This is a genomic window from Rhizobium sp. IY2, assembly GCF_047532935.1.
GTDB classification, from domain to species: Bacteria; Pseudomonadota; Alphaproteobacteria; order Rhizobiales; family Rhizobiaceae; genus Rhizobium; species Rhizobium anhuiense.
The window spans coordinates 1,293,904-1,312,634 of sequence record NZ_JBLKNU010000001.1 but is presented as its reverse complement, the minus strand read 5'-3'; the positions used below and the strand labels follow the sequence as shown (position 1 = coordinate 1,312,634).

The following is an 18,731-nucleotide window of genomic DNA, read 5'->3' as shown; positions in this document are numbered from 1 at the left end:
GTGGATATTGACGAAGGGGGCTCAGGGAGCGATCAGGCCAGCGGTATCGATCTCGCCGGTCAGCATGCCGCCTTCCCGCATCGCCTTGTCGAAATAGTCGAGCGCGGCCGTGGTCGGCACGGTCTTGCATTCCGGCAGTTCGATCTTGTTCAGAACCTCAATGGGCAGCTTGGTGTATTTCGAGACGATCTCGCGGGTTCTGGTCTGATTGGCGGCCACCAGGTCTGTCGCCTGAGCGAAGGCGGCGCGGAACGACTTGATGGTCTCGGCATTGTCCTTGGCCCAATCGCGGGTCGCCACGAAGGTCGTATAAGGCAGGCTTTCGGGAAGGTCCGCCATGAAATTGAACGCCACCTTGCCATTCGACTGGCTGACGGCGCGACCGAGTGAAGGCTGTCCGGCGATGATTGCATCGATGGTGCCGCCCTTGAGGACGTCAGCGGTGTTCGGGATCGGCACCTCGATGAAGGTGATGTTCTTCTGCGACACGTTCTTCTGCTTGAGCCATTGGCGGAACAGGATATCCAGGGTGCCGCCGATGCTTGGCGTACCGATCTTCTTGCCCACCAGGTCCTCCGGCTTGGCGATCTCGACACCCTCGCGTACCGCAAGACCGACATTCCTGGCCGTGCGCGCTGCGGTCACGCCGCAATTAGCAACGACCACGAGGTCGATCCCGCTGTCGACCGCCTGCAACAGCACGGTGGGCGAAACGGCGACGATCTGGTGCGAGCCGGCGACCAGCGATGCCACCAGCGTCTGGTTGGAGCCGGTCGGCAGGAACTCGACGTTGAGGCCATTCTTTTCAAACAGGCCCTCATCCTTGGCCACGAAGGCGGCTTCCACTTCGGCGATGGGAGGCGTGCCGATGGCGATCCGGGTTTCGGCCCAGGACTGGGTCCCGCCGGCGATGACGACAGTTGCGGTCAGAATTGCGCGCTTGAACATAAAGATCTCCTCGAACACGGGCTCCTCAACCCATTGCGACTATTCCAAGCGCGGCGCCTTTCATCAATAGACAGAACGGCAGTTCAGCTATAACCTTAAATGCATATCGCGGCACGAACGGAGGCGAGGCTGTGAACCTTCGAAAATGGGAATATTTTCTGAAGGCCGCCGAGTTCGGCAATCTGTCGCGCGTGGCCGAAAAGCTCGACATCTCGCAGCCGGCGCTCAGCCGGCAGATCACAGCCTTGGAACAGGAGATCGGCGCGCCACTGTTTCATCGCACGGGTCGAGGCTTGACACTGACGCCGGCCGGCGAAGTGTTCCGGACGCGCGCGGAAGCGGTTCTGGAAGAGATCGCCAGGATTCCGGAGGAAGTCATGCACGCCGCCAACACGCCATCAGGCCGGCTTGCCTTCGGCGCGCCGCCCTTCATGGGACGCGTATTGACCGGCGAACTTGTGGCAAGCTTCGTGGAGACCTACCCGCATGTGCGCCTTCGCGTCCGCGGTGCACATTCGGTCCAGCTTCGCGAGGCGATCTTTTTCCGGGACATCGACATCGGCATTCTGGCTGCACCGTTGACGGAGCCCGATCTGCACACCGTGCCATTGCTTCAGGAGCAGCTTTACCTGGTCGGGCCTGTCGACAGCGGTCTGTCGCCCGATCGGCCGGTCAGCCTCGATGCGGTGGCGGACCGACCGCTGATCCTGACGCCGCGTCCCGACGGCCTGAGAACACTGGTCGAAGCAGAATTCGCCCGTATCGGCCGCCGGGCAAAAGTTGCCGTAGAAACCGAATATGCGCCTATGGACGACCTCATTCGGCGCAAGGTCGGCTTTGCCATCATGCCCTATTGCGGGATGGTCAACTCACCGCTGACCCAGTTCGCCTGGTCGCCGATCGACAACCTCAACGTCACTTGGCTGATCGCCTCGCTTCAAAATACGGAGCGCACGCTTGCAGCGATACGCTTCACTGAAATGCTGCACAAATCAACCGAGGAAAACGTCAGGACGGGCAAGTGGCAGGCACGTTATCTTGGCAAGCAAGGCGCGTGAGGATGGATCAGACAAATCCTGAACCCAAGCAGTTCCGCGCGGTGAAACAGCGTCGAGGAAACGGCCGGGAACGACCCTGCCGTTGTCTTCATGGTTGATATATTCGATGGCAGTTTGCCGGAGTCAGAACTCTTGCCAATCTTCATTTGAGGATGCGAGTGCTAGATTGCCACGGCTCGTTTGAGGCAAGGGGCGTCGAACGCTTCTGAGTTCTGTGGCAGCTCTTTGTATGCGAATGTCCTTCCGCCCGGTCTCGAAGCGGAAATGCTTCAACAGCGTCGCCAAACTCCGGCTCTCCTGTGCAAGACTCGCACCGGCTGCACTCATCTCCGCGACCATGCTGGCATTTTGCTGCGTTGTCTGATCCATGTGATTGACGGCTGTATTGATCTCGTGAAGTCCGGAGGACTGTTCTTGGGACGCTATCGCTATCGCGTCCATGTGAACGTTGACATCAAGCACGAGCTCCTCGATCGTCCTCAGCCCCGAACCGGTTTCACTGACGAGTTTTACCCCCTCCCCGACAGCCGAAGCCGAAGTGTCGATGAGCTTCTTGATTTCCTTCGCCGCGTTGGCAGAGCGTTGAGCGAGTTCACGGACTTCCTGGGCGACGACCGCAAAACCCTTCCCGGCTTCGCCCGCTCGCGCCGCCTCGACACCTGCATTGAGCGCCAAGAGGTTGGTTTGGAAGGCAATCTCGTCGATGACCCCGATGATCTGGCTGATCTGTTGGGAAGAGCCCTGGATACGGTTCATGGCGCCGATCGCGTCACGCACCACACGACCGGATATCTCGGCATGATCTCGCATGCGTTGAACGGCGCCGCGGGCTTCCGAAGTCCTTTTGGTGGTGGACATCACATTGGCGGTGATTTCCTCCAACGCTGCCGCAGTCTCTTCAAGCGAGGCGGCCTGCTGCTCCGTGCGTTTCGAGAGATCTTCGGAGGCGGCGGACACGTCGGCGCTGCCGCTGGTCACGCTTTCAACAGAGCGCCCGACCGTCTGGAGCGCGTCCCGCAGTTGCCGTATAGAGGCGTTGAAATCCTCGCGCAGGCTTTCGAATTGCGGAGCGAACGGCTCCTCTAGCTCACAGACCAGGTCGCCATGCGCCAATCGCTTCAAACCTGTCGCGAGCGCCGTGGTCGCCCGCGTAAGCCGGTCTTCCGCCTCGCGCTCGGCGCTTTCCTGGATGTCGAGTTTTTCTTTTTCCGAGCGATCCCGCTCGGATTCTGCCGACGCTTCGAGGTTCTTCTTCTGAATCGCTGCCTCACGGAAGAATTCCAGGCTTCGCGCCATCTCACCGATTTCATCGCGTCGGCTCGTCAACGGCACTTCCGTTGCGGTATCGCCCTCCGCCAGTCCCGTCATGCGTCCGGTCAGCGACCGAATGTAGCGGGAAATCCTGCGAATGACCGTTACGCAGAGCAAAAGGACAATCGTCATGATCGCGAGTGTCAAGCCGGAATAGCCCAGGAAGGATTTCCGAAGTTCGGAGTAGCGTTTGGCGGCCGTCTGGTCGAGCCGTGCGCTGGCGCGTGTGACAAGCTGGCCCAGCAGTTCGGCTCTCCGCCCAGTTGCGGCATTCCAGCGATCAGCTGTATCGACGGGAAAGGAGACGTTTGGCAGGTTCGCGTAAACCTGATCGCGCACGCTCGCTATGAACCTGCCCTCGGCGCCAGCCTCGAAATCGTCGTAGGGTTTTACCAGGTCCGCTGGCAGAAACTCATGCATCGGCGCGAAATAAAGCTGTCGCAGGCTCTTGGAATACAGAAGCTACGAAAAGAGATCGACCGCCATTGTCGAATTCTTGATATAAGCCCTGCCCGGCCTGATTTCCATGAACCCCGCCTCCCTGAATTGCATTAGGGCGTGGAAGCCGTTGATGAAACGCGCCAGTTCGAGATCGTCGATCGTCGCGCCGGTGCGGCGGATCAGATCCAGACCGGCGGCCGCAGCGGGACGCAGGGCAACACCTCCTTCAGTCTCGCCGGCGGTTCCGGCATCGACACGGCTGCGGAAATTCGCAAGATTGTCGCGCTTCTCGCCAATGATCTGTACGGCATGCTCGATCGCGGGATCGGCAAGACCGGACGCTTTCCAGGCGTCGTAGGCAGACTGAACTCCCGCAAGAGCAGCATCCGATGCGGCCCGGCGCGCCTGACGGTCGTCAGCAGAAGAAAACGCTTCTGCCGGGATGACCTGTGCCAGAACGCCGCCAGCCCTTCCAAGGCGTTGCGTGACGTCCGCCTGCTCGAAAGAAGAATACCCATGGTAGTATTCCAATGCGGTCGACGCACCCATAAGCGCGAAGGCCAGCAGTGGAAATATAGTCAATAACATAAGTAGCAACGTTAGCGGCAATCTCGACATTCCAACCTCATCAGCTCAAATACGCTGCTTGCCGACACAAGATGGATTTCACCGCGGCGAAATTGGTCTGCGGATATCGGCAAAGCATGCACTTCCGAGCGATAAGTGAATGGCGCGCGCTTACCAGAAACTTAAACCGCGAGAGGCCGTACGATTCCGTCTCGGATATCGGACCTTTCCCGCGATATGTGGCTCACGCCGGCATCCTCGATACCCCCGGCGCTGACGAGGGACGCGGCTATTCAGTCGGCCGAACTCGACCCCGAGCTCCGCAATGTTTCTGACGGAAGCACGCCGTAGCGCTTTCTGTAGTCGGCGGAAAATCGACCGCGGTGGACGAAACCCCACTTGAGCGCGACTTGCTTGACCGACAGGTCCGATCCACCTGTCATCAATTCGCGATGAGCCGCCTCCAGCCGCAGGCGCTGGAGAAAGGCAAAGGGAGTCGTATCACGAAAGTCGCGAAATCCCTGCTGCAACGTCCGCGGGCTGACGCCGCTTGCGGCTGCGATGTCGTTCACGGTTATCGGCTCCGAGATATGCGCGCGCATATAGTCGATCGCCCGCTTGACGCTCCTCGGCAGGGGCGGCTCGCCAGTGCGGTAGAGCAGGTCGCTCGAATAGCGATGCCGAGCGGCTTCCATCAAGAGTTCGATCGTTGTCTCGGTGAGGTTGCTCAGCGCTATCGGCGATTGAACCAGGCTTCCATCTGCCAAACCGGTGTACATAAGGGCCGACAGCCGCATCAACAGGGATCCTGAGGCCGTCGACAAGTCGATGTCCGGCGCGAAATCGAGATGGCCGCGTATTGACATGTTGAGGCGCAGCGCCAGGCGCCGTATCAGTTCGTCGCGAGGGATCCTGAGGCCGAGGTGTTTTCTTGATCCGATGAAACGCGTTGCGCTTGCGGCCAAACTGTTCACGAAGACGCCACGAGTTCCCTCCGATAACATCTCTTGACCGTTCATGGTAACGACGGAGCGTCCGGAGAGAGGAAGGATAATCACATCGGTCTCCGTCGGACTCCCATGCCGGACCGTCAGATCACCTTCATAAACGCCGGCGATGAGAGAGATTGGTCCGGCCGTGATGGAATGGATATTGTAAGAGACGGCTTCTCTGCTCTCCAGAACGGCTTCGGTTCGCAGGCAGAGGCTGGAAAGAGCGGCCGCAAGCTCATCAATGTTAGAGCCTTTGAGCGACAATTGACGGATTGGGATCGTTGCATGCCGGCGGTTCAATTTCAGCCCCACATTTCCAGAAACGGAACGTCTTAATCCGAGCGGCGCCCTTCATACAGCCCCCATCAGCGTGATGTACACGCGAGATAGCGCATACGATGGCCCAACGATACGACCCGCGTCGGCGACCAAAACATCCATCCGCCGGCAATATCGATGTGTGGGCTCACCCAACAGCGTGAGCCCACACGGGTGCAGCCGCTCAGCGGATAACGAGGTCGTAACGCGTCATCGTCATCGTTGAGGCGTCGATCATGCTCATGAACTCTGATGCTGCCGGTGCATCGGCAAAACTGTCCATCGAAGCCTGCGCGGCGGCAGCCGATTTCCAATGCACGATAACAAGCCATTGGCGGCCGTTTATGGCAGTCTCACGCGAAACGAAACCGGGCTGCTTGCTGACGTGCTGATCTTCGAGGGCCTTGTCGACCTTCGCGAAGGCTTCGGCTGATACGCCATCCTTCAAGTTCATCGTCACGATTTCGACGACATGCTTCTCTTGGCCCATCGCTGTACCGGACATGGAAACGAGAAACGCCAGAATGACTGACAGGACGAATTTCATTTCGCGCCTTCCTCAGAACTTTCCGTTGTCGTGGGCCATTTGAGCCGGGATGGTGGAAATCGTATCCCAATGCTCGACAATCTTGCCGCTCTCCACGCGGAAGAGGTCGAAGAAGGCAGTTGGTGTTTCGCCGAGCTTCCCTTCCGAGGCCGTGAAGACGAAGTTGCCCTCGGCAACGATCAAATGTGTCTTGGTGTAGGCCATCGGCTGGCCGGCTTCGGCCATCGCCTTCAGCGCGGCGCCCAGGCCGTCCAATCCGTTGCCCACCATCGGGTTGTGCTGGATATAGGTTTCCGTCGAAATATAGTCGGTGATCTTCTGCGGTGCCGTGCCGAGCAATACGTCATGCACGAAGTTCTCGACCAGCGTACGGTTTTCGGCGGTTTTGGCGAGATCCTTGATTTCGGTCGCGCCGTCCGTCATCGAATTGCCACTGGCTGTTTTCGACGCGGGGACGGCAGCCTGTAGATTGTCCCAATGTTCGGCAACCTTGCCGTCTTCGACACGGAACACGTCGAATGCGACCATCGTCTGGCCGCCAAAGGCCTGGGCATTTTCATAGGTCGAATGCAGGACCACCAGATCCCCCTCTGCCAGGACGCGATGAGTTGTCGCCGTCAGGCCGCTTTGCTTGAGCGCAGGCAGAAAGCCGAGGATAGGAGCGGCGCCCGTGGGTACGGCGGGATTGTGCTGAATGTAGTTTTCCTTCAGGAGCTGGCTTGCCGCTTCCGGATCAAAATTGGTGAACAGCGCGACGACAGCGCTCAGCACGATTTCCTTTGGGCTCATTTTTAAAATCCCTTTTACCTGGTTTGCATGAGGCAGCGCGGAACTGCGCTGCAGAACTTGTGAATTTCGCGCCCGACGACCGGTCGGGACCGGGTTGACGGTATCTTCGTCGAACGCGATACGGCACGCCGATTGCTCACCGCCGGAACGCCGCGTGCGATCGAGAGCGGCAGTTCGGAAGCAACCATCTATGTTTCCTGGATCTGCCGGGTTCCGATTTAGCACTGGCAATTAATCGCCAAAATGGCGATTATAGCGTCTCAGTTTCGCCAAAATGGAGACAATCGGTATGGATAAGATTGACGGCATGCGAACCTTTGTCGCCGCGGTCGAGGCGGGATCGTTTGCCGCCGCAAGCGAGCGGCTGGGCATTTCCGGTAAGCTCGTCAGCAAATACATCGCGACGCTTGAAGCTGACTTGAGAATGAATCTGCTTCATCGCACCACCCGATCCATGTCGTTGACGCATGACGGTCGGATCTATCTCGAGGGATGCCGACGTGTTCTGAACGAACTCGATCTGCTGGACATGTCCCTCGAGGCATCAAGTGGCTTGAAAGGCACGCTGCGTGTGGCAGCACCTCTGACCTTTGGCGAAACGGTCGTCGCAACCGCAATTCTCGAGTTCATGGATCTCCATCCGGAGGTTACGGTTGAGCTGGAATTGTCCGATGAATACGTCGATCTCGCTGAAGACGGTTTCGATCTGGCCGTGCGTATCGGCACTTTGAAGGACTCGAGCCTCGTGGCACGAAAGCTCGGAGAGGCAAGGCTTCTGGTCGTCGCCGCCCCATCCTACATCGAACGCCATGGCGCACCGGCCCATCCGGACGAATTGTCCAGCCACATTTGCATTCGCGACGCCAACAATCCTGACCCGAACCGTTGGCCCTTCCTGATTGAAGGGAAGCAGATTCAAGTGTCGGTCACCGGCCCCTTCCTCTCCAATAGCCCTCCCGCCTGCCTGATGCCTGCGCGCGCGGGAAAAGGTATCTTCATCTGCCCCGACGTTTTTCTGGCTGACGACCTTGCCCAAGGCCGGCTCGTTCAGCTGCTGGCCGGTTTTCCATCGAGAATGATCGCGATCCAGACAGTCCAGTTGCCATCGGCCTTCCGCAAACCCAAGGTCGCAGCATTCATCAACGTTTTAAGAAAGCACATGAAGACATGAAGACGGCAGCCTCATGAAAAGTTGCCGATGGAAATGCGTGGCGTTGGGCGGCGCTGTAGGGCATCCATTGCGGACGTGCTATTCGACGGAATTCTGAACACACCCACGCCGAAGGTCTGGTGACAAATGGACTTGGATCCCCGACTGCTTCGCTACCTTCTCGCCATCGACCGCGCCGGCTCCTTCCTCAAGGCGGCGGAAGCGCTTCATATTTCCCAGCCGGCACTTTCTGTCAGCGTCGCGCGTCTGGAGGACGTAACGCAGATGCAGCTTGTTGACCGCGGTCGACATGGTGCGATCATGACGGAGGCTGGCAAGATACTGGTGCGCCATGCCGAAAGCATTGAAGCCATTCTGGAGATAGCCGGACGGGAATTGGAAGCGCGTGGCCGCGGTGTTGAAGGCCCGCTCCACATCGGCGGAACGCCGCTCGCGACCGGCAGTTTCGTGCCGCTGGTCGTCGGCCGCATTCTCGAGGAAAATGGCAATGCTGCCATCGAGGTAGTTGAGGGCACGGACGAGCAGTTGATGGAGCGGCTCCTGACCCACAAGCTCGATCTCGTCATTTCCAATGTCGGACAGAGACCGGCACCGGAGAGAGTGGAAGTCATTCCGCTCTTCACGGCCCGATCGGTGATCGTGGTTCGGGCGGGGCATCCATTGGAGGGGCGGCAAGACGTCTCTCTCGCGGAACTCGCCTGCTCGACATGGGTGATGCCCCCGCGCGGCGGCGCTTTCCGCAAACAGATTGAAGCCCTGTTCACGACAAATGGCGTCCCCTTCCCGGTACACCTTGTCGAGGCAGCTCCCTTCAGCGTGCTGAAGGCAATCGTGGAACGCTCGGATGGCGTTAGCATACTGTCCGATGAGTTCCTGCGCGAGGAGATCCGCCGGGGCGTGCTGACAGCGATTCCGCTGCAGGAACACATCGCCTCACGCCAGTTCGCCCTGCAGAAAATTGCAGGCCGGCAACTCAATTCGCTCGGTCAGCGCTTTGTCGACATCGCCATGGAACTGGCATCGGCATCGCAGACGGAAGCGGAACATTCGGTGCGCAGCGGCCAGAGCAATTCCAGGAAAAGTGTGTGAAACGGTTTTCCGTCCGGGATTGCATATAAACAAAAGGATAGAGCGGTGCTGCGCTTCCGTGAAAAGCTGAACCGCTCTAGACCGATCGTAGCGCGCTCATGCGGCTTCGCATGCCAGGTGTTCTCGCGTCCGTGAGATGACCGGCAAATCCGGCAAGCATGACCCCGAGTGGAAGGCGCCGAACCAGTCTGGCTGCAATGAAGGTTGCGCAGATAGCCGCGGCGAGCTTCAGCCAGGGATAGTCGCCGAGCTGGACATGGGCGCTTGCATCGACCGATGTGGCCTTGGCTTTCAGCGCCGCCTCGGCGTCCTCGCGCAGCGCGCCGATATGGGCCTTCAGCAGCCTTAGCTCCTGCTGCAGGGCGTTGAGATCCTGGTCGGCTTTTTCACGCGCAGTCTCCACGGCGGCATCGGCAAAGGGCGGCTCACCTTCTGCGATCAGTTCGTCGGGGTCTGGAAGGCGGCCGTCGCGATTGATGGATGATTGCATGGACATATCCTCGAATAAACAAGCGGGATGGAGATCAAGGCCCGGCATCGCCGCCGGGCCGTGATCCACGTCAGGCGCTATCAGTGATCGCGTCGGAAGCCCTGGCTCTGGTGAGATCCGCCCTGGGATTGCGACTGGGTCTGAGATTGGCCTTGGGATTTCCCATCGGCATCGTCCGATGGTTCGGAACTGCTGCCGGGCAAGGTATAGGCGCGCACCTTGGCGCTTCCATGCGTGGTGTCCCGCATTGCCAGCGGGCGCGCATCGTCGAATGCGCTTTCGGACACGGCGAGGTCTTCCGACGCCTTGCCGCCAGAGGATTGGCCGGCAAAGCCGGTATTTGATGCGCCTTGTTGCCTGTCCTCCAACGACCAGAGGTCCGCCCGTTCATCCATGTCGATGCTGCCCTCGTCGTCCAGAATATCGTGGACGGTCTCGTAGAGCGCGTCATCGATATCATTGACCTGGACGAGGAAGCCGCCTCGCCGCAACCCTTCTGCGTAGACCGCCCGATCTTCGTCAGGGAAGAAGAAGTCCGCCAGCGCGTCGAAGAAGCCGCTGCGGTCGTCGCTCATGGCGCCGGGATTTTTTCCATCCGCCTCATATCCGGGCATCAACCTTATTCTTGAAACCGGCACGCCTGCGTCCTCAAGACGGGAGACGGCGGATTCGGCTTCTGACCGGCTGTCGAAAAATGCGGCAAGGCTGCTGCCGCCTGTCGGGCCTGAGAAAGCCGGGTTGGTATCGTTGTAAATGCTGCTCACGGGGTTCTCCTCTCGATGTCTCGATCCTGCCATCGATCGACGGCAGCTTTCCTGACTTGAAGAACCGGTGGCTGACTTGAATGTTCCAAGGCAATGGCGATGGGAATAGCGATGCCCCGCCGTGTTTCCGCCTTGCATGTCTGATGCACAGAGTCGCGAATTGTGCCGCCTGCGAAATCCGTCAGCGGTTGACGTTAAACCTTCGAGACGCTAGCACGGTTTTGACGCATTGGGGATAATTCATATGGACATCTTTACGGCAGCCGGTCTGACGGCTTTGCTGCAGGTCATTGCTATCGACCTCGTTCTCGCCGGCGACAACGCCGTAGTTATCGGTCTTGCTGCTGCCGGCCTCGAGGCGACGCAACGCCGTAAGGCGATCATCGTCGGCATCGTCGCCGCAACTGTTCTGCGTATTCTCTTTGCCAGCGTCGCGGTCTATCTGCTGGCGATCGTCGGCTTGCTACTGGCCGGCGGCCTGCTGCTCCTGTGGGTCTGCTGGAAGATGTGGCGCGAGCTTCGCGCCGGCCATGGCGAGAACCACGAAGCTACGGGCGCCGAACGCGCGCCGAAGAAGACCTTCTTCCAGGCGGCGACCCAGATCGTGATCGCCGACGTCTCGATGTCGCTCGACAACGTGCTCGCTGTTGCCGGTGCGGCGCGCGAACATCCGAGCGTGTTGGTGATCGGTCTTGCCCTGTCGATTGCGCTGATGGGCATCGCCGCTAACCTGATCGCCCGGTTGCTCAACAACCATCGCTGGATCGCCTATGTCGGTCTGCTGATCATTCTCTACGTCTCGCTCGACATGATCCATCGCGGCGGCGTCGAAGTGTGGCCCTACGTGCAGGCGAGCGGGCTCAAGCTTTAGACTAAATCCTGACCTCGGTCTCGAAGCTCATCTGGTCATACGCCGGCACCACATGGTCCGGCGTCTCTGCCATGACAGCGTCGTAATCAAGCGGCGTGTGCATATGCGTGAGGATCGCCTGTTTCGGCTTCAACCGGCCGATCCAGTCAAGCGACTGTTCCAGCGACAGATGGCTCGGGTGATAGGTATATTGTAGCGCGTCGATGATCAGCACGTCGAGGTTCTGAAGTTTTTCGACGGTCTGCGGCGGGAAATCGCTGATATCGCTGCAATAAGCTACATCGCCGATCCGGAAGCCGAGCGAGTGGATATCCCCGTGCTGCTGGAGATGCGGATGGAAGGCGATCGTGCCGCCCGGGCCGCGAATTTCGACGGGTTCATCAAGGTTTTCGATCACAACGGGCAGTACGATCGGTGGATAATTGCTGCCCGGCGGCGTTTCCAGACAATAGCCGAAGGCTTCCCGCAGCCTGTCCATCGTGAATTGGTCGGCAAAAATCGGCACCCGTCGGCGGGTATTGTGAAAATAGCCGCGCAGATCGTCGATGCCATGAATATGATCTGCGTGCGGATGGCTGTAGAGCACGGCATCGACATGGTCGGCCCCTGCCCTGATCATTTGCTCGCGAAAATCCGGCCCGGTGTCGATAACGACCGTGGTGACACCGCCATCCGGCGCGAATTGCTGCACCATGAAGGCGGCGCGCGTGCGCCGGTTTTTCGGATTGTCGGGATTGCAGGCGCCCCAATCGCCGGTGATGCGCGGCACGCCCGGTGACGACGAACAGCCGAGAATGGTGAAACGCCGCCGGTAGAGCACGCCGCTAGACCCTCGGCATCTTCGAGAACAGACGGAAAGCGTTCTCGGTCGTGATCCGCGCCACCTCTTCGTAGGAAAGGCCGATCGTATCGGCGAGCACCTCGGCCGTGTTGACGACATAGGACGGCTCGTTGCGCTTGCCGCGCCAGCGCTTCGGCGCCAGATACGGCGCGTCCGTTTCAACAAGCAGTCTGTCATGCGGGATCGTCTTGGCGATCTCGCGCAGCTCCTCCGACTTCGGAAAGGTCAGGATGCCCGAGAAGGAGATATAGCCGCCGAGCGCGACGCCGGTCGTGGCAAGCTCCGGGCCTGCGGAGAAGCAGTGGAGGATGAAGGGGAAGGCCCCCTTCCCGGTTTCCTCGGTCAGGATCGCCGCCATGTCCTCGTCGGCGCTGCGGCTGTGGATGACGAGCGGCAGCCGGGTCTCGCGCGCCGCCGCGATATGGCGGCGAAAACCGGTCTGCTGGTCCTCCGGCTTCTGCGTGTCGTAGAAATAGTCGAGACCGGCTTCGCCGATCGCCACCACCTTCTCATGGGCATTGGCGAGACGCACCAGCTCTTCCGTCTGGATATCAAGCTCTTCGTCGGCATTGTTCGGGTGGGTGCCGACCGAGCAGAACACCGAGGGATACTTCTCCGTGATGGCAAGCAGCGCGCCGAGTTTGCGCACCCGTGTCGAGATCGTCACCATCTGCGAAACACCGACCGAATGGGCGCGCGCGACGATCTCGTCCCGCTCCGCCTCGAAGTCGGCGAAATCAAGATGGCAATGCGTGTCGATCAGCACGGCTTCAAGCCTCCGGAGCCACATAGCGCGGGAAGACCGGGGTCGGCGCTTCGAGAGCCGTTCCTGCAACGAGACGGCCTGCCTCGCCGAGGGCGGCGAAGTCGCGCTTGTCAGCGGGTGCGGCAACCAGGTCGAGCAGCTTGCCCGATGATTCCGGCATGAAGGGCTGCAGCAGGATGGCGATCTGGCGAACGACTTCGGCCGTCACATAGAGCACCGTGCCCATACGCTCCGGATCGGTCTTCTTCAGCGCCCAGGGCGCCTGGCCGGCGAAATAACGGTCGGTCTCGGAGACGACTGCTATGATCGAGGCGAGCGCCCGGTGTATCTGCTGCTTGCCCATGTCCTCGCGCGTCGATGCATGCAGCGCGTCCACTTGGGCCAGCATCGCCTTGTCCTCGTCGCTGAGCGTCCCGCATTCCGGGATCTTGCCGTCGCAGTTCTTGACGATCATCGACAGCGAGCGGCTGGCGAGATTACCGATGCCGTTGGCGAGGTCGGAGTTGATGCGCGTGCCGATCGCATCTTCGCTGTAGCTGCCGTCCTGGCCGAAGGAGACTTCACGCAGGAAGAAGTAACGCACCTGGTCGAGGCCGAAATGGTTCACCAGATTGACGGGATCGACGACGTTGCCGAGCGACTTCGACATCTTCTCGCCCTTGTTGAGCAAGAAGCCGTGGGCGAAGACGCGCTTCGGCAGCGGCAGCTTCGCCGACATCAGGAAAGCCGGCCAGTAGACGGCGTGGAAGCGGATGATGTCCTTGCCGATGATGTGCACGTCGGCCGGCCAGTATTTCGCCCGCGGGCCGTTCCTGTCTTCTATATAGCCGGTCGCTGTAATGTAGTTGGTCAGCGCGTCGACCCAGACATACATGACGTGGGCAGGATCGTTCGGCACCTTGATGCCCCAGTCGAAGGTCGTGCGCGAGACCGAGAGGTCCTTGAGCCCCGACTTGACGAACGAGATCACCTCGTTGCGGCGTTCGGCCGGACCGATGAAGTCGGGATTCGCCTCGTAATGGGCAAGCAGCTTCTCCTGGTATTCGGATAGCTTGAAGAAATAGCTTGCCTCTTCCACCCATTCGACGGGCGTGCCCTGCGGCCCGTAGCGCACACCGTCGGCGCGCAGCTCCGTCTCGTTTTCCTGGTAATAGGCCTCGTCGCGCACCGAATACCAGCCGGCATAGCTGTCCTTGTAGATGTCGCCATTGTCGGCCATCAGGTTCCAGATGTTGCGCGACGTCTCGTGATGACGCTCCTGCGTAGTGCGGATGAAATCATCGTTCGAGGCGTTGAGCAGCGTTGCCATCGCCTGGAATTCGCCGGAGTTGCGGTCGGCAAGCGCCTGCGCGGTAATCCCCTCGCCGCGCGCCGTCTGCTGCATCTTTTGGCCGTGTTCGTCGGTGCCGGTCAGGAAGAACACATCCTTGCCGTCTAGACGCTGGTAGCGCGCCATCGCATCCGTCGCGATCAGCTCATAAGCATGGCCGATATGCGGCTTGCCGTTGGGATAGGAAATCGCGGTGGTGATGTAGAAGGGTGTCTTGTCTGTCATGGAGGCCAATGTCCGGCTAACTCTATAAAAATGGTCAGCCGCTCTTAGCGCATGTCACCGTCGAGCGAAACCTCAACTTTCCAGCTGTCGATGATTTCCCGGACGCTGGCGTGGTGAACTTGACTCCGCTTCTGCCGCCATCTACCCGTCATGGAAAAGAGGGCGGGACAGAACGAAGTGCCAGTTTTCATCTATCGGAATTGTCGTGGCTGCGCGCTGACAGGGGCGCCTGTTTGACATTCGAGCCGCTCTATTCGCTTTCCGGCCTGTGTGTGGGCGCCCTCGTCGGCATCACCGGCGTTGGCGGGGGTTCGCTGATGACGCCGCTGCTGGTGTTGCTCTTCGGCGTCCATCCGGCCACCGCGGTCGGCACAGATCTTCTCTATGCGGCGATCACCAAGACGGCGGGGACTGCCGTTCACGGCATGCATGGGCGGGTTAACTGGAAGATCGTCGGCAGTCTGGCCGTCGGCAGCGTGCCGGCCGCCCTGCTGATGCTCTGGCTGTTGGCGGGCGTCGACCGCAAGAGCATCGGCGTCACCAATACGATCACCACCGCGCTGGGCTGGCTTCTCGTCATGACCGCCATCATGCTGGTCTTCCGAGGTCCGATACTCCAGCTTGCGCACCGCGCCATCGGCGACCGCACGCCGCCGCGGCCGGCAACCATCCTCGCCCTTACCGTCATTCTCGGATTCCTGCTCGGCGTCCTCGTCACCCTGACCTCGGTCGGCGCCGGTGCGCTGGGGGTGACGATCCTGCTGATCCTCTATCCCAGGCTCGATGTGCGCGAGATCGTCGGTTCCGATATCGTCCATGCGGTGCCGCTGACCTTGATCGGCGGCACCGGCTATTGGCTGATCGGCGAGATCGACTGGCCAATGCTGTCTGCCCTGCTCATCGGCTCTATCCCCGGCATCATTATCGGCAGCCTTCTGGCGCCGAAGCTGCACGAGCGCACCATCCGCATCGTGCTCGCCGCCACGCTTGCCGTGGTCGCAGGCAAGCTGCTGACCTAGAGCAATTCCAGGAAAAGTGCGAAGCGGTTTTCCCAGGCAAAGCGCGAAGCGGTTTTGCCGGGAATTGCGTCAAAACAAAAGGATAGAGCGGTTCTGCGATTCTGTTAAAAGCTGAACCGCTCTAGAGGCCGGGCTGTTTGATATCGGCGAGAATGCTGATGATCGTCTGCTTGCGGTCGAGATTATAGGCGTCGGAAATGGTGAGCCGCTCGGTAATGTCCGAATAGAGCCGAGCCAGCCGCTCCGCAGCTGTGATCTGCCCCTCGCTTGCTGCCGCCCGCGCGCGGTTCATGATATCGTCGCCGACATGGCTGACGAAGAAATCGAAGATCGTGTCGCTTTCCCTGCCCGAAAGCGCGTCGGCCAGCCGATGCATCGCCTTGCGCGCCGTCGGTCCTTGGGCGGAAAGCATCTCATCATAGGCGGCAATGATCTCGCCGCCACCGTAGTTCAGGAGTTTCAACGCCTCGCCGACGCTGCCCTTGGCGGCCGAAAGTACCGCCCCGCCCTCGCCTGATATGCCGAGATGGTCAAGGGCCGCCACGAGCGCGGCGTCGGCAAGCGGCGCCAGTTTCAGCGGCAGGCAACGAGAGCGGATCGTCGGCAGCAGCCGTCCCGGCGCATGCGAAAGCACCAGGAACAGCGCCCGCTTCGGCGGCTCTTCCAGGATCTTCAGGATGGCGTTGGCGGCATTGCGGTTCATGTCGTCGGCCGGATCGATGATGACGATCCGCCAGTTGCCGGTGCCCGAGGTCTGCGAGAAGAACTTGCCGGCGCGGCGCACCTCGTCGACGGTGATCGCCGATTTCACCTTGCCGGTCTTTTCGTCCACCGGCCGGGCAAGATGCAGCAGATTGTGCGAGGCGCCGGAGGCGATCTGCCGGCTGACGGGAGAAGCAGGGTCCGGATCGCCGATCATTTCCGGCGCTCGCGCGGGATCGGGATGCGATAGCACGTGATTGGCAAAGCGGAAAGCGAGCGTCGCCTTGCCGATACCCTCCGGGCCCTCGATCAGGATGGCGTGGTGGCCCTTGCCGGAGCGGTAAGATTGCGCAAGGAAGGCTTCCGCCTCCTCATGGCCGAACAGCCTGGTATTTTCTCCCGGCCAGATGGCGCCGTCGAGCAGGCCGGGCCTTTCTTCACTCAAGATGGGCCTCACTCATGATGGGCGGCTTCCGGCATTCGCAAACGGCCGGCGGGCGATTTGAGCTGTTGGACGATCGCCAGGATCTCGGCGGCGATCGCCTCTTCGCTCTGCATGGCGTTGACCACGTGGCAACGCTCCGGCTCGCGGGCGGCGATGTCGAGAAAGGCCTCGCGCCGTTTCTCATGCGTTTCGAGCCGCTCCTTCTCGAAGCGGTCGGGACCGTCGGCTGGAGCGCGCTTCTGCGCCCGCTCCAGCCCGATCTTGGCGGGGATGTCGAGGATCACGGTGCAATCCGGCATGACGCCGTTGATGGCGATGCGCTGCAGCGTCTCGATGAAATCCGGCTCGAGATTGCCGGTTATGCCCTGATAGACGCGGGATGAATCCATGAAACGGTCGCAGAGCACGATCTTGCCGGCGGCAAGGGCCGGCCGGATCACCTCTTCGACATGGTCGTTGCGCGCCGCGGCAAAGAGGATCGCCTCCATCCGCGTGCCGAAGGCTTCGGCAGCCCCTGACAAAAGCACGTGACGCACGGCCTCCGCGCCCGGCGAACCGCCTGGTTCGCGCGTCATCAGCACGTCGTGACCTTCGCCCTTCAACGCTTCGGCGAGGCGGCGGATCTGCGTGGATTTCCCCGCGCCTTCCCCGCCTTCAAACGTAACGAACAATCCCGTACCGGATGACAATGACAACTTCCCGCATTCCAGGCGCCGCACGCGCCGTGCTCCATCTATCTATCCGAAGATGTCAGGGAGGAAAACCTTTCGTCGCGGCGACATATTCACCTTTCCCGGCAAATTGCACCAGAAAGTGGCCGCTCAACCGGGCGCCGACTTGTCCCAGAGCCAGGAGAAGAACAGCGATTCGCCGAGTTCCAGCATGGCGTCGACCGCCCGGCTGCTGAGCGAGCCCTCGCCGACCGCCTGCACCGTATAAAGCGGCACTTCTCGGAGCAGCCGGCTGCCTGCGAAAATCCTCAGCACCCCTGCCTGGGTATCCGGCTCGACCGGCGCCGTCAGCGGCCAGTGATAGATGATGCGCGCCGACAGCCGATCGGGATTGCTGATCGGAATATAGACGCTGACCGGCTCCTTGGCGACGAGATCGACGGTACGCGCCGTACCGCCATAGACGCTGGCGGCGCCGATCACTTCCTTCTCACCGAAGATCTGCCGGTCCTCAAAGGCCGTCAGTCCCCATTCGAGCACTCGCTTGGCCTCCTCCGTCCGCTCCTTGTCGGAAGCGATGCCGGCAAGCGCCAGAAACAGCCGCCTGCCATCGCGCTGGACTGAGGCGACGATCGAATAGCCCTCGCCCTCGGTAAAGCCGGTGGCAAGCCCGTCGGCGCCGAGATCGAGCCCGAGCAGCGGATTGCGGTTGCGCTGGAAAATCTTGTTCCACTCGAAATCCGGCTGGGCGAAATAGGGATAGAGATTGGGATAAGACTGCTGCAGGGCGGCCGCAAGCGTCACCATCTCGCGCGCCGTCACCTTGCTCTTCCCGTCGGGGAGCCCGGTGGAATTGCCGAACTCAGCCTTCTCCATGCCGAGTTCACGGGCGCGGCGTGTCATCGACACGGCAAATTGCTGCTCGCTGCCGGCCATGCCTTCGGCCAGGATGATGCAGCTGTCGTTGGCGCCCTGGATGGCGACGCCCTTGATCAGGTCCTCGACGCGCACGCGCGATTTCAGGCTGGCAAACATCGTTGCCGTCCTCGATGGCGCGCCGCCGGTTCGCCAGGCATATTCGGAAACGGGATATTCGGTATCGAGCGTGATCTGCCCCTTCGTCACCGCCTCGAAGGCGAGATCCATCGTCATCAGCTTGGCGAGCGAAGCCGGCGAAAAGCCCTGGTCCTCGTTCTTGGCGAGAAGCACCGTGCCGGTGGCGGCCTCGATCATATAGGCCTGCGCCGCCTTGGTGGCGAAACCGGCGGTACCGCTATCGGCTGCAAATGCGCCGGTGGCGAGCGGCATGATGCATACAAGCAGACGAAGCAAAGGCTTCAGCATCAAGAATTCCCATCGATCAGGGGGCGTATTTC

Annotated in this window: 19 protein-coding genes; 5 read left to right on the top strand and 14 right to left on the bottom strand. The window is 60.6% G+C overall.

Translation table 11 applies throughout. From position 1 onward, the window contains the following. Positions 1-21: 21 nt before the first annotated feature. Positions 22-948, bottom strand: a complete 927-nt coding sequence (locus tag ACMUVN_RS06425) for an ABC transporter substrate-binding protein (RefSeq protein WP_063475622.1) — start codon at positions 946-948, stop codon at positions 22-24. A 131-nt stretch (positions 949-1,079) separates the two neighbouring features. Here ACMUVN_RS06425 and ACMUVN_RS06420 point away from each other — a divergent pair, with 131 nt between their 5' ends. Then, the gene (locus ACMUVN_RS06420) at positions 1,080-2,006 is read left to right on the top strand and encodes a LysR family transcriptional regulator (RefSeq protein ID WP_063475623.1); all 927 of its coding nucleotides are present in this window, start codon (positions 1,080-1,082) and stop codon (positions 2,004-2,006) included. Between the two features lie 123 nt (positions 2,007-2,129). Here the strand turns inward: ACMUVN_RS06420 and ACMUVN_RS06415 are convergent, their stop codons facing one another. The 5 genes from ACMUVN_RS06415 to ACMUVN_RS06395 all read right to left on the bottom strand — a co-directional run bounded on the left by ACMUVN_RS06415 (position 2,130) and on the right by ACMUVN_RS06395 (position 7,196). Then, positions 2,130-3,737 carry a methyl-accepting chemotaxis protein gene (locus tag ACMUVN_RS06415; RefSeq protein WP_414814922.1) on the bottom strand — a complete coding sequence of 536 codons (1,608 nt, stop codon included), beginning with the start codon at positions 3,735-3,737 and terminating at the stop codon, positions 2,130-2,132. Between the two features lie 42 nt (positions 3,738-3,779). After that, complete coding sequence (locus ACMUVN_RS06410) at positions 3,780-4,376, bottom strand: nitrate- and nitrite sensing domain-containing protein (RefSeq protein ID WP_414814921.1); 597 nt, start codon at positions 4,374-4,376, stop codon at positions 3,780-3,782. A gap of 242 nt (positions 4,377-4,618) precedes the next feature. Beyond that, the gene (locus ACMUVN_RS06405) at positions 4,619-5,617 is read right to left on the bottom strand and encodes an AraC family transcriptional regulator (protein WP_245294594.1); all 999 of its coding nucleotides are present in this window, start codon (positions 5,615-5,617) and stop codon (positions 4,619-4,621) included. A 202-nt stretch (positions 5,618-5,819) separates the two neighbouring features. After that, complete coding sequence (locus ACMUVN_RS06400; protein WP_025554542.1) at positions 5,820-6,182, bottom strand: antibiotic biosynthesis monooxygenase family protein; 363 nt, start codon at positions 6,180-6,182, stop codon at positions 5,820-5,822. A gap of 12 nt (positions 6,183-6,194) precedes the next feature. Continuing rightward, entirely contained in the window at positions 6,195-7,196 is a 1,002-nt protein-coding gene (locus ACMUVN_RS06395; protein ID WP_245294595.1) for a nuclear transport factor 2 family protein, read from the bottom strand. A 64-nt stretch (positions 7,197-7,260) separates the two neighbouring features. Between ACMUVN_RS06395 and ACMUVN_RS06390 the strand changes: the two genes are divergently transcribed. Then, positions 7,261-8,142: a LysR family transcriptional regulator gene (locus ACMUVN_RS06390; RefSeq protein WP_063475625.1), complete on the top strand. Its 882-nt coding sequence runs from the start codon at positions 7,261-7,263 to the stop codon at positions 8,140-8,142. Positions 8,143-8,268: 126 nt separating this feature from the next. Beyond that, positions 8,269-9,231 (top strand): LysR family transcriptional regulator, encoded by a 963-nt coding sequence (locus ACMUVN_RS06385; protein ID WP_025554536.1) that lies wholly within the window; start codon positions 8,269-8,271, stop codon positions 9,229-9,231. A 76-nt stretch (positions 9,232-9,307) separates the two neighbouring features. Here ACMUVN_RS06385 and ACMUVN_RS06380 read toward each other — a convergent pair whose 3' ends face one another. Then, positions 9,308-9,721 carry a hypothetical protein gene (locus tag ACMUVN_RS06380; RefSeq protein WP_063475626.1) on the bottom strand — a complete coding sequence of 138 codons (414 nt, stop codon included), beginning with the start codon at positions 9,719-9,721 and terminating at the stop codon, positions 9,308-9,310. Positions 9,722-9,801: 80 nt separating this feature from the next. After that, positions 9,802-10,485: a hypothetical protein gene (locus ACMUVN_RS06375; protein WP_063475627.1), complete on the bottom strand. Its 684-nt coding sequence runs from the start codon at positions 10,483-10,485 to the stop codon at positions 9,802-9,804. 244 nt (positions 10,486-10,729) lie between these two features. Between ACMUVN_RS06375 and ACMUVN_RS06370 the strand changes: the two genes are divergently transcribed. Continuing rightward, positions 10,730-11,356: a TerC family protein gene (locus ACMUVN_RS06370; RefSeq protein WP_028758505.1), complete on the top strand. Its 627-nt coding sequence runs from the start codon at positions 10,730-10,732 to the stop codon at positions 11,354-11,356. A gap of 1 nt (position 11,357) precedes the next feature. On the opposite strand, the gene ACMUVN_RS06365 is transcribed toward ACMUVN_RS06370, so the two are convergent. From ACMUVN_RS06365 to metG, 3 genes are read right to left on the bottom strand one after another with little or no spacing between them, the layout of a single operon-like run. After that, entirely contained in the window at positions 11,358-12,176 is an 819-nt protein-coding gene (locus ACMUVN_RS06365; RefSeq protein WP_028757355.1) for an MBL fold metallo-hydrolase, read from the bottom strand. A 4-nt stretch (positions 12,177-12,180) separates the two neighbouring features. Beyond that, on the bottom strand, positions 12,181-12,963 hold the full coding sequence (locus ACMUVN_RS06360; RefSeq protein WP_063475677.1) for a TatD family hydrolase: 783 nt from the start codon (positions 12,961-12,963) through the stop codon (positions 12,181-12,183). A gap of 4 nt (positions 12,964-12,967) precedes the next feature. Beyond that, positions 12,968-14,518: a methionine--tRNA ligase gene (gene metG / locus ACMUVN_RS06355; protein WP_063475628.1), complete on the bottom strand. Its 1,551-nt coding sequence runs from the start codon at positions 14,516-14,518 to the stop codon at positions 12,968-12,970. A gap of 233 nt (positions 14,519-14,751) precedes the next feature. Between metG and ACMUVN_RS06350 the strand changes: the two genes are divergently transcribed. Further along, positions 14,752-15,537, top strand: coding sequence for a sulfite exporter TauE/SafE family protein (locus ACMUVN_RS06350; RefSeq protein ID WP_063475629.1), 786 nt, complete (start codon positions 14,752-14,754; stop codon positions 15,535-15,537). 121 nt (positions 15,538-15,658) lie between these two features. On the opposite strand, the gene ACMUVN_RS06345 is transcribed toward ACMUVN_RS06350, so the two are convergent. The 3 genes from ACMUVN_RS06345 to ACMUVN_RS06335 form a co-directional block, all read right to left on the bottom strand. Beyond that, positions 15,659-16,684: a DNA polymerase III subunit delta' gene (locus tag ACMUVN_RS06345; RefSeq protein ID WP_063475630.1), complete on the bottom strand. Its 1,026-nt coding sequence runs from the start codon at positions 16,682-16,684 to the stop codon at positions 15,659-15,661. A gap of 8 nt (positions 16,685-16,692) precedes the next feature. Beyond that, positions 16,693-17,373, bottom strand: coding sequence for a dTMP kinase (gene tmk / locus ACMUVN_RS06340; protein ID WP_063475631.1), 681 nt, complete (start codon positions 17,371-17,373; stop codon positions 16,693-16,695). A 132-nt stretch (positions 17,374-17,505) separates the two neighbouring features. Beyond that, a complete protein-coding gene (locus tag ACMUVN_RS06335) occupies positions 17,506-18,699 on the bottom strand; it encodes a D-alanyl-D-alanine carboxypeptidase family protein (RefSeq protein WP_063475632.1) in 1,194 nt (397 codons plus the stop codon). Positions 18,700-18,731: the final 32 nt, after the last annotated feature.

Coding starts and splice junctions, on each gene's coding strand:
- ACMUVN_RS06335 (WP_063475632.1), bottom strand. CDS start 18,699: ATGCTGAAGCCTTTGCTTCGTCTGCTTGTATGCATCATGCCGCTCGCC.
- ACMUVN_RS06425 (WP_063475622.1), bottom strand. CDS start 948: ATGTTCAAGCGCGCAATTCTGACCGCAACTGTCGTCATCGCCGGCGGG.
- metG (WP_063475628.1), bottom strand. CDS start 14,518: ATGACAGACAAGACACCCTTCTACATCACCACCGCGATTTCCTATCCC.
- ACMUVN_RS06390 (WP_063475625.1), top strand. CDS start 7,261: ATGGATAAGATTGACGGCATGCGAACCTTTGTCGCCGCGGTCGAGGCG.
- ACMUVN_RS06385 (WP_025554536.1), top strand. CDS start 8,269: ATGGACTTGGATCCCCGACTGCTTCGCTACCTTCTCGCCATCGACCGC.
- ACMUVN_RS06380 (WP_063475626.1), bottom strand. CDS start 9,721: ATGCAATCATCCATCAATCGCGACGGCCGCCTTCCAGACCCCGACGAA.
- ACMUVN_RS06370 (WP_028758505.1), top strand. CDS start 10,730: ATGGACATCTTTACGGCAGCCGGTCTGACGGCTTTGCTGCAGGTCATT.
- ACMUVN_RS06410 (WP_414814921.1), bottom strand. CDS start 4,376: ATGTCGAGATTGCCGCTAACGTTGCTACTTATGTTATTGACTATATTT.
- ACMUVN_RS06415 (WP_414814922.1), bottom strand. CDS start 3,737: ATGCATGAGTTTCTGCCAGCGGACCTGGTAAAACCCTACGACGATTTC.
- ACMUVN_RS06400 (WP_025554542.1), bottom strand. CDS start 6,182: ATGAAATTCGTCCTGTCAGTCATTCTGGCGTTTCTCGTTTCCATGTCC.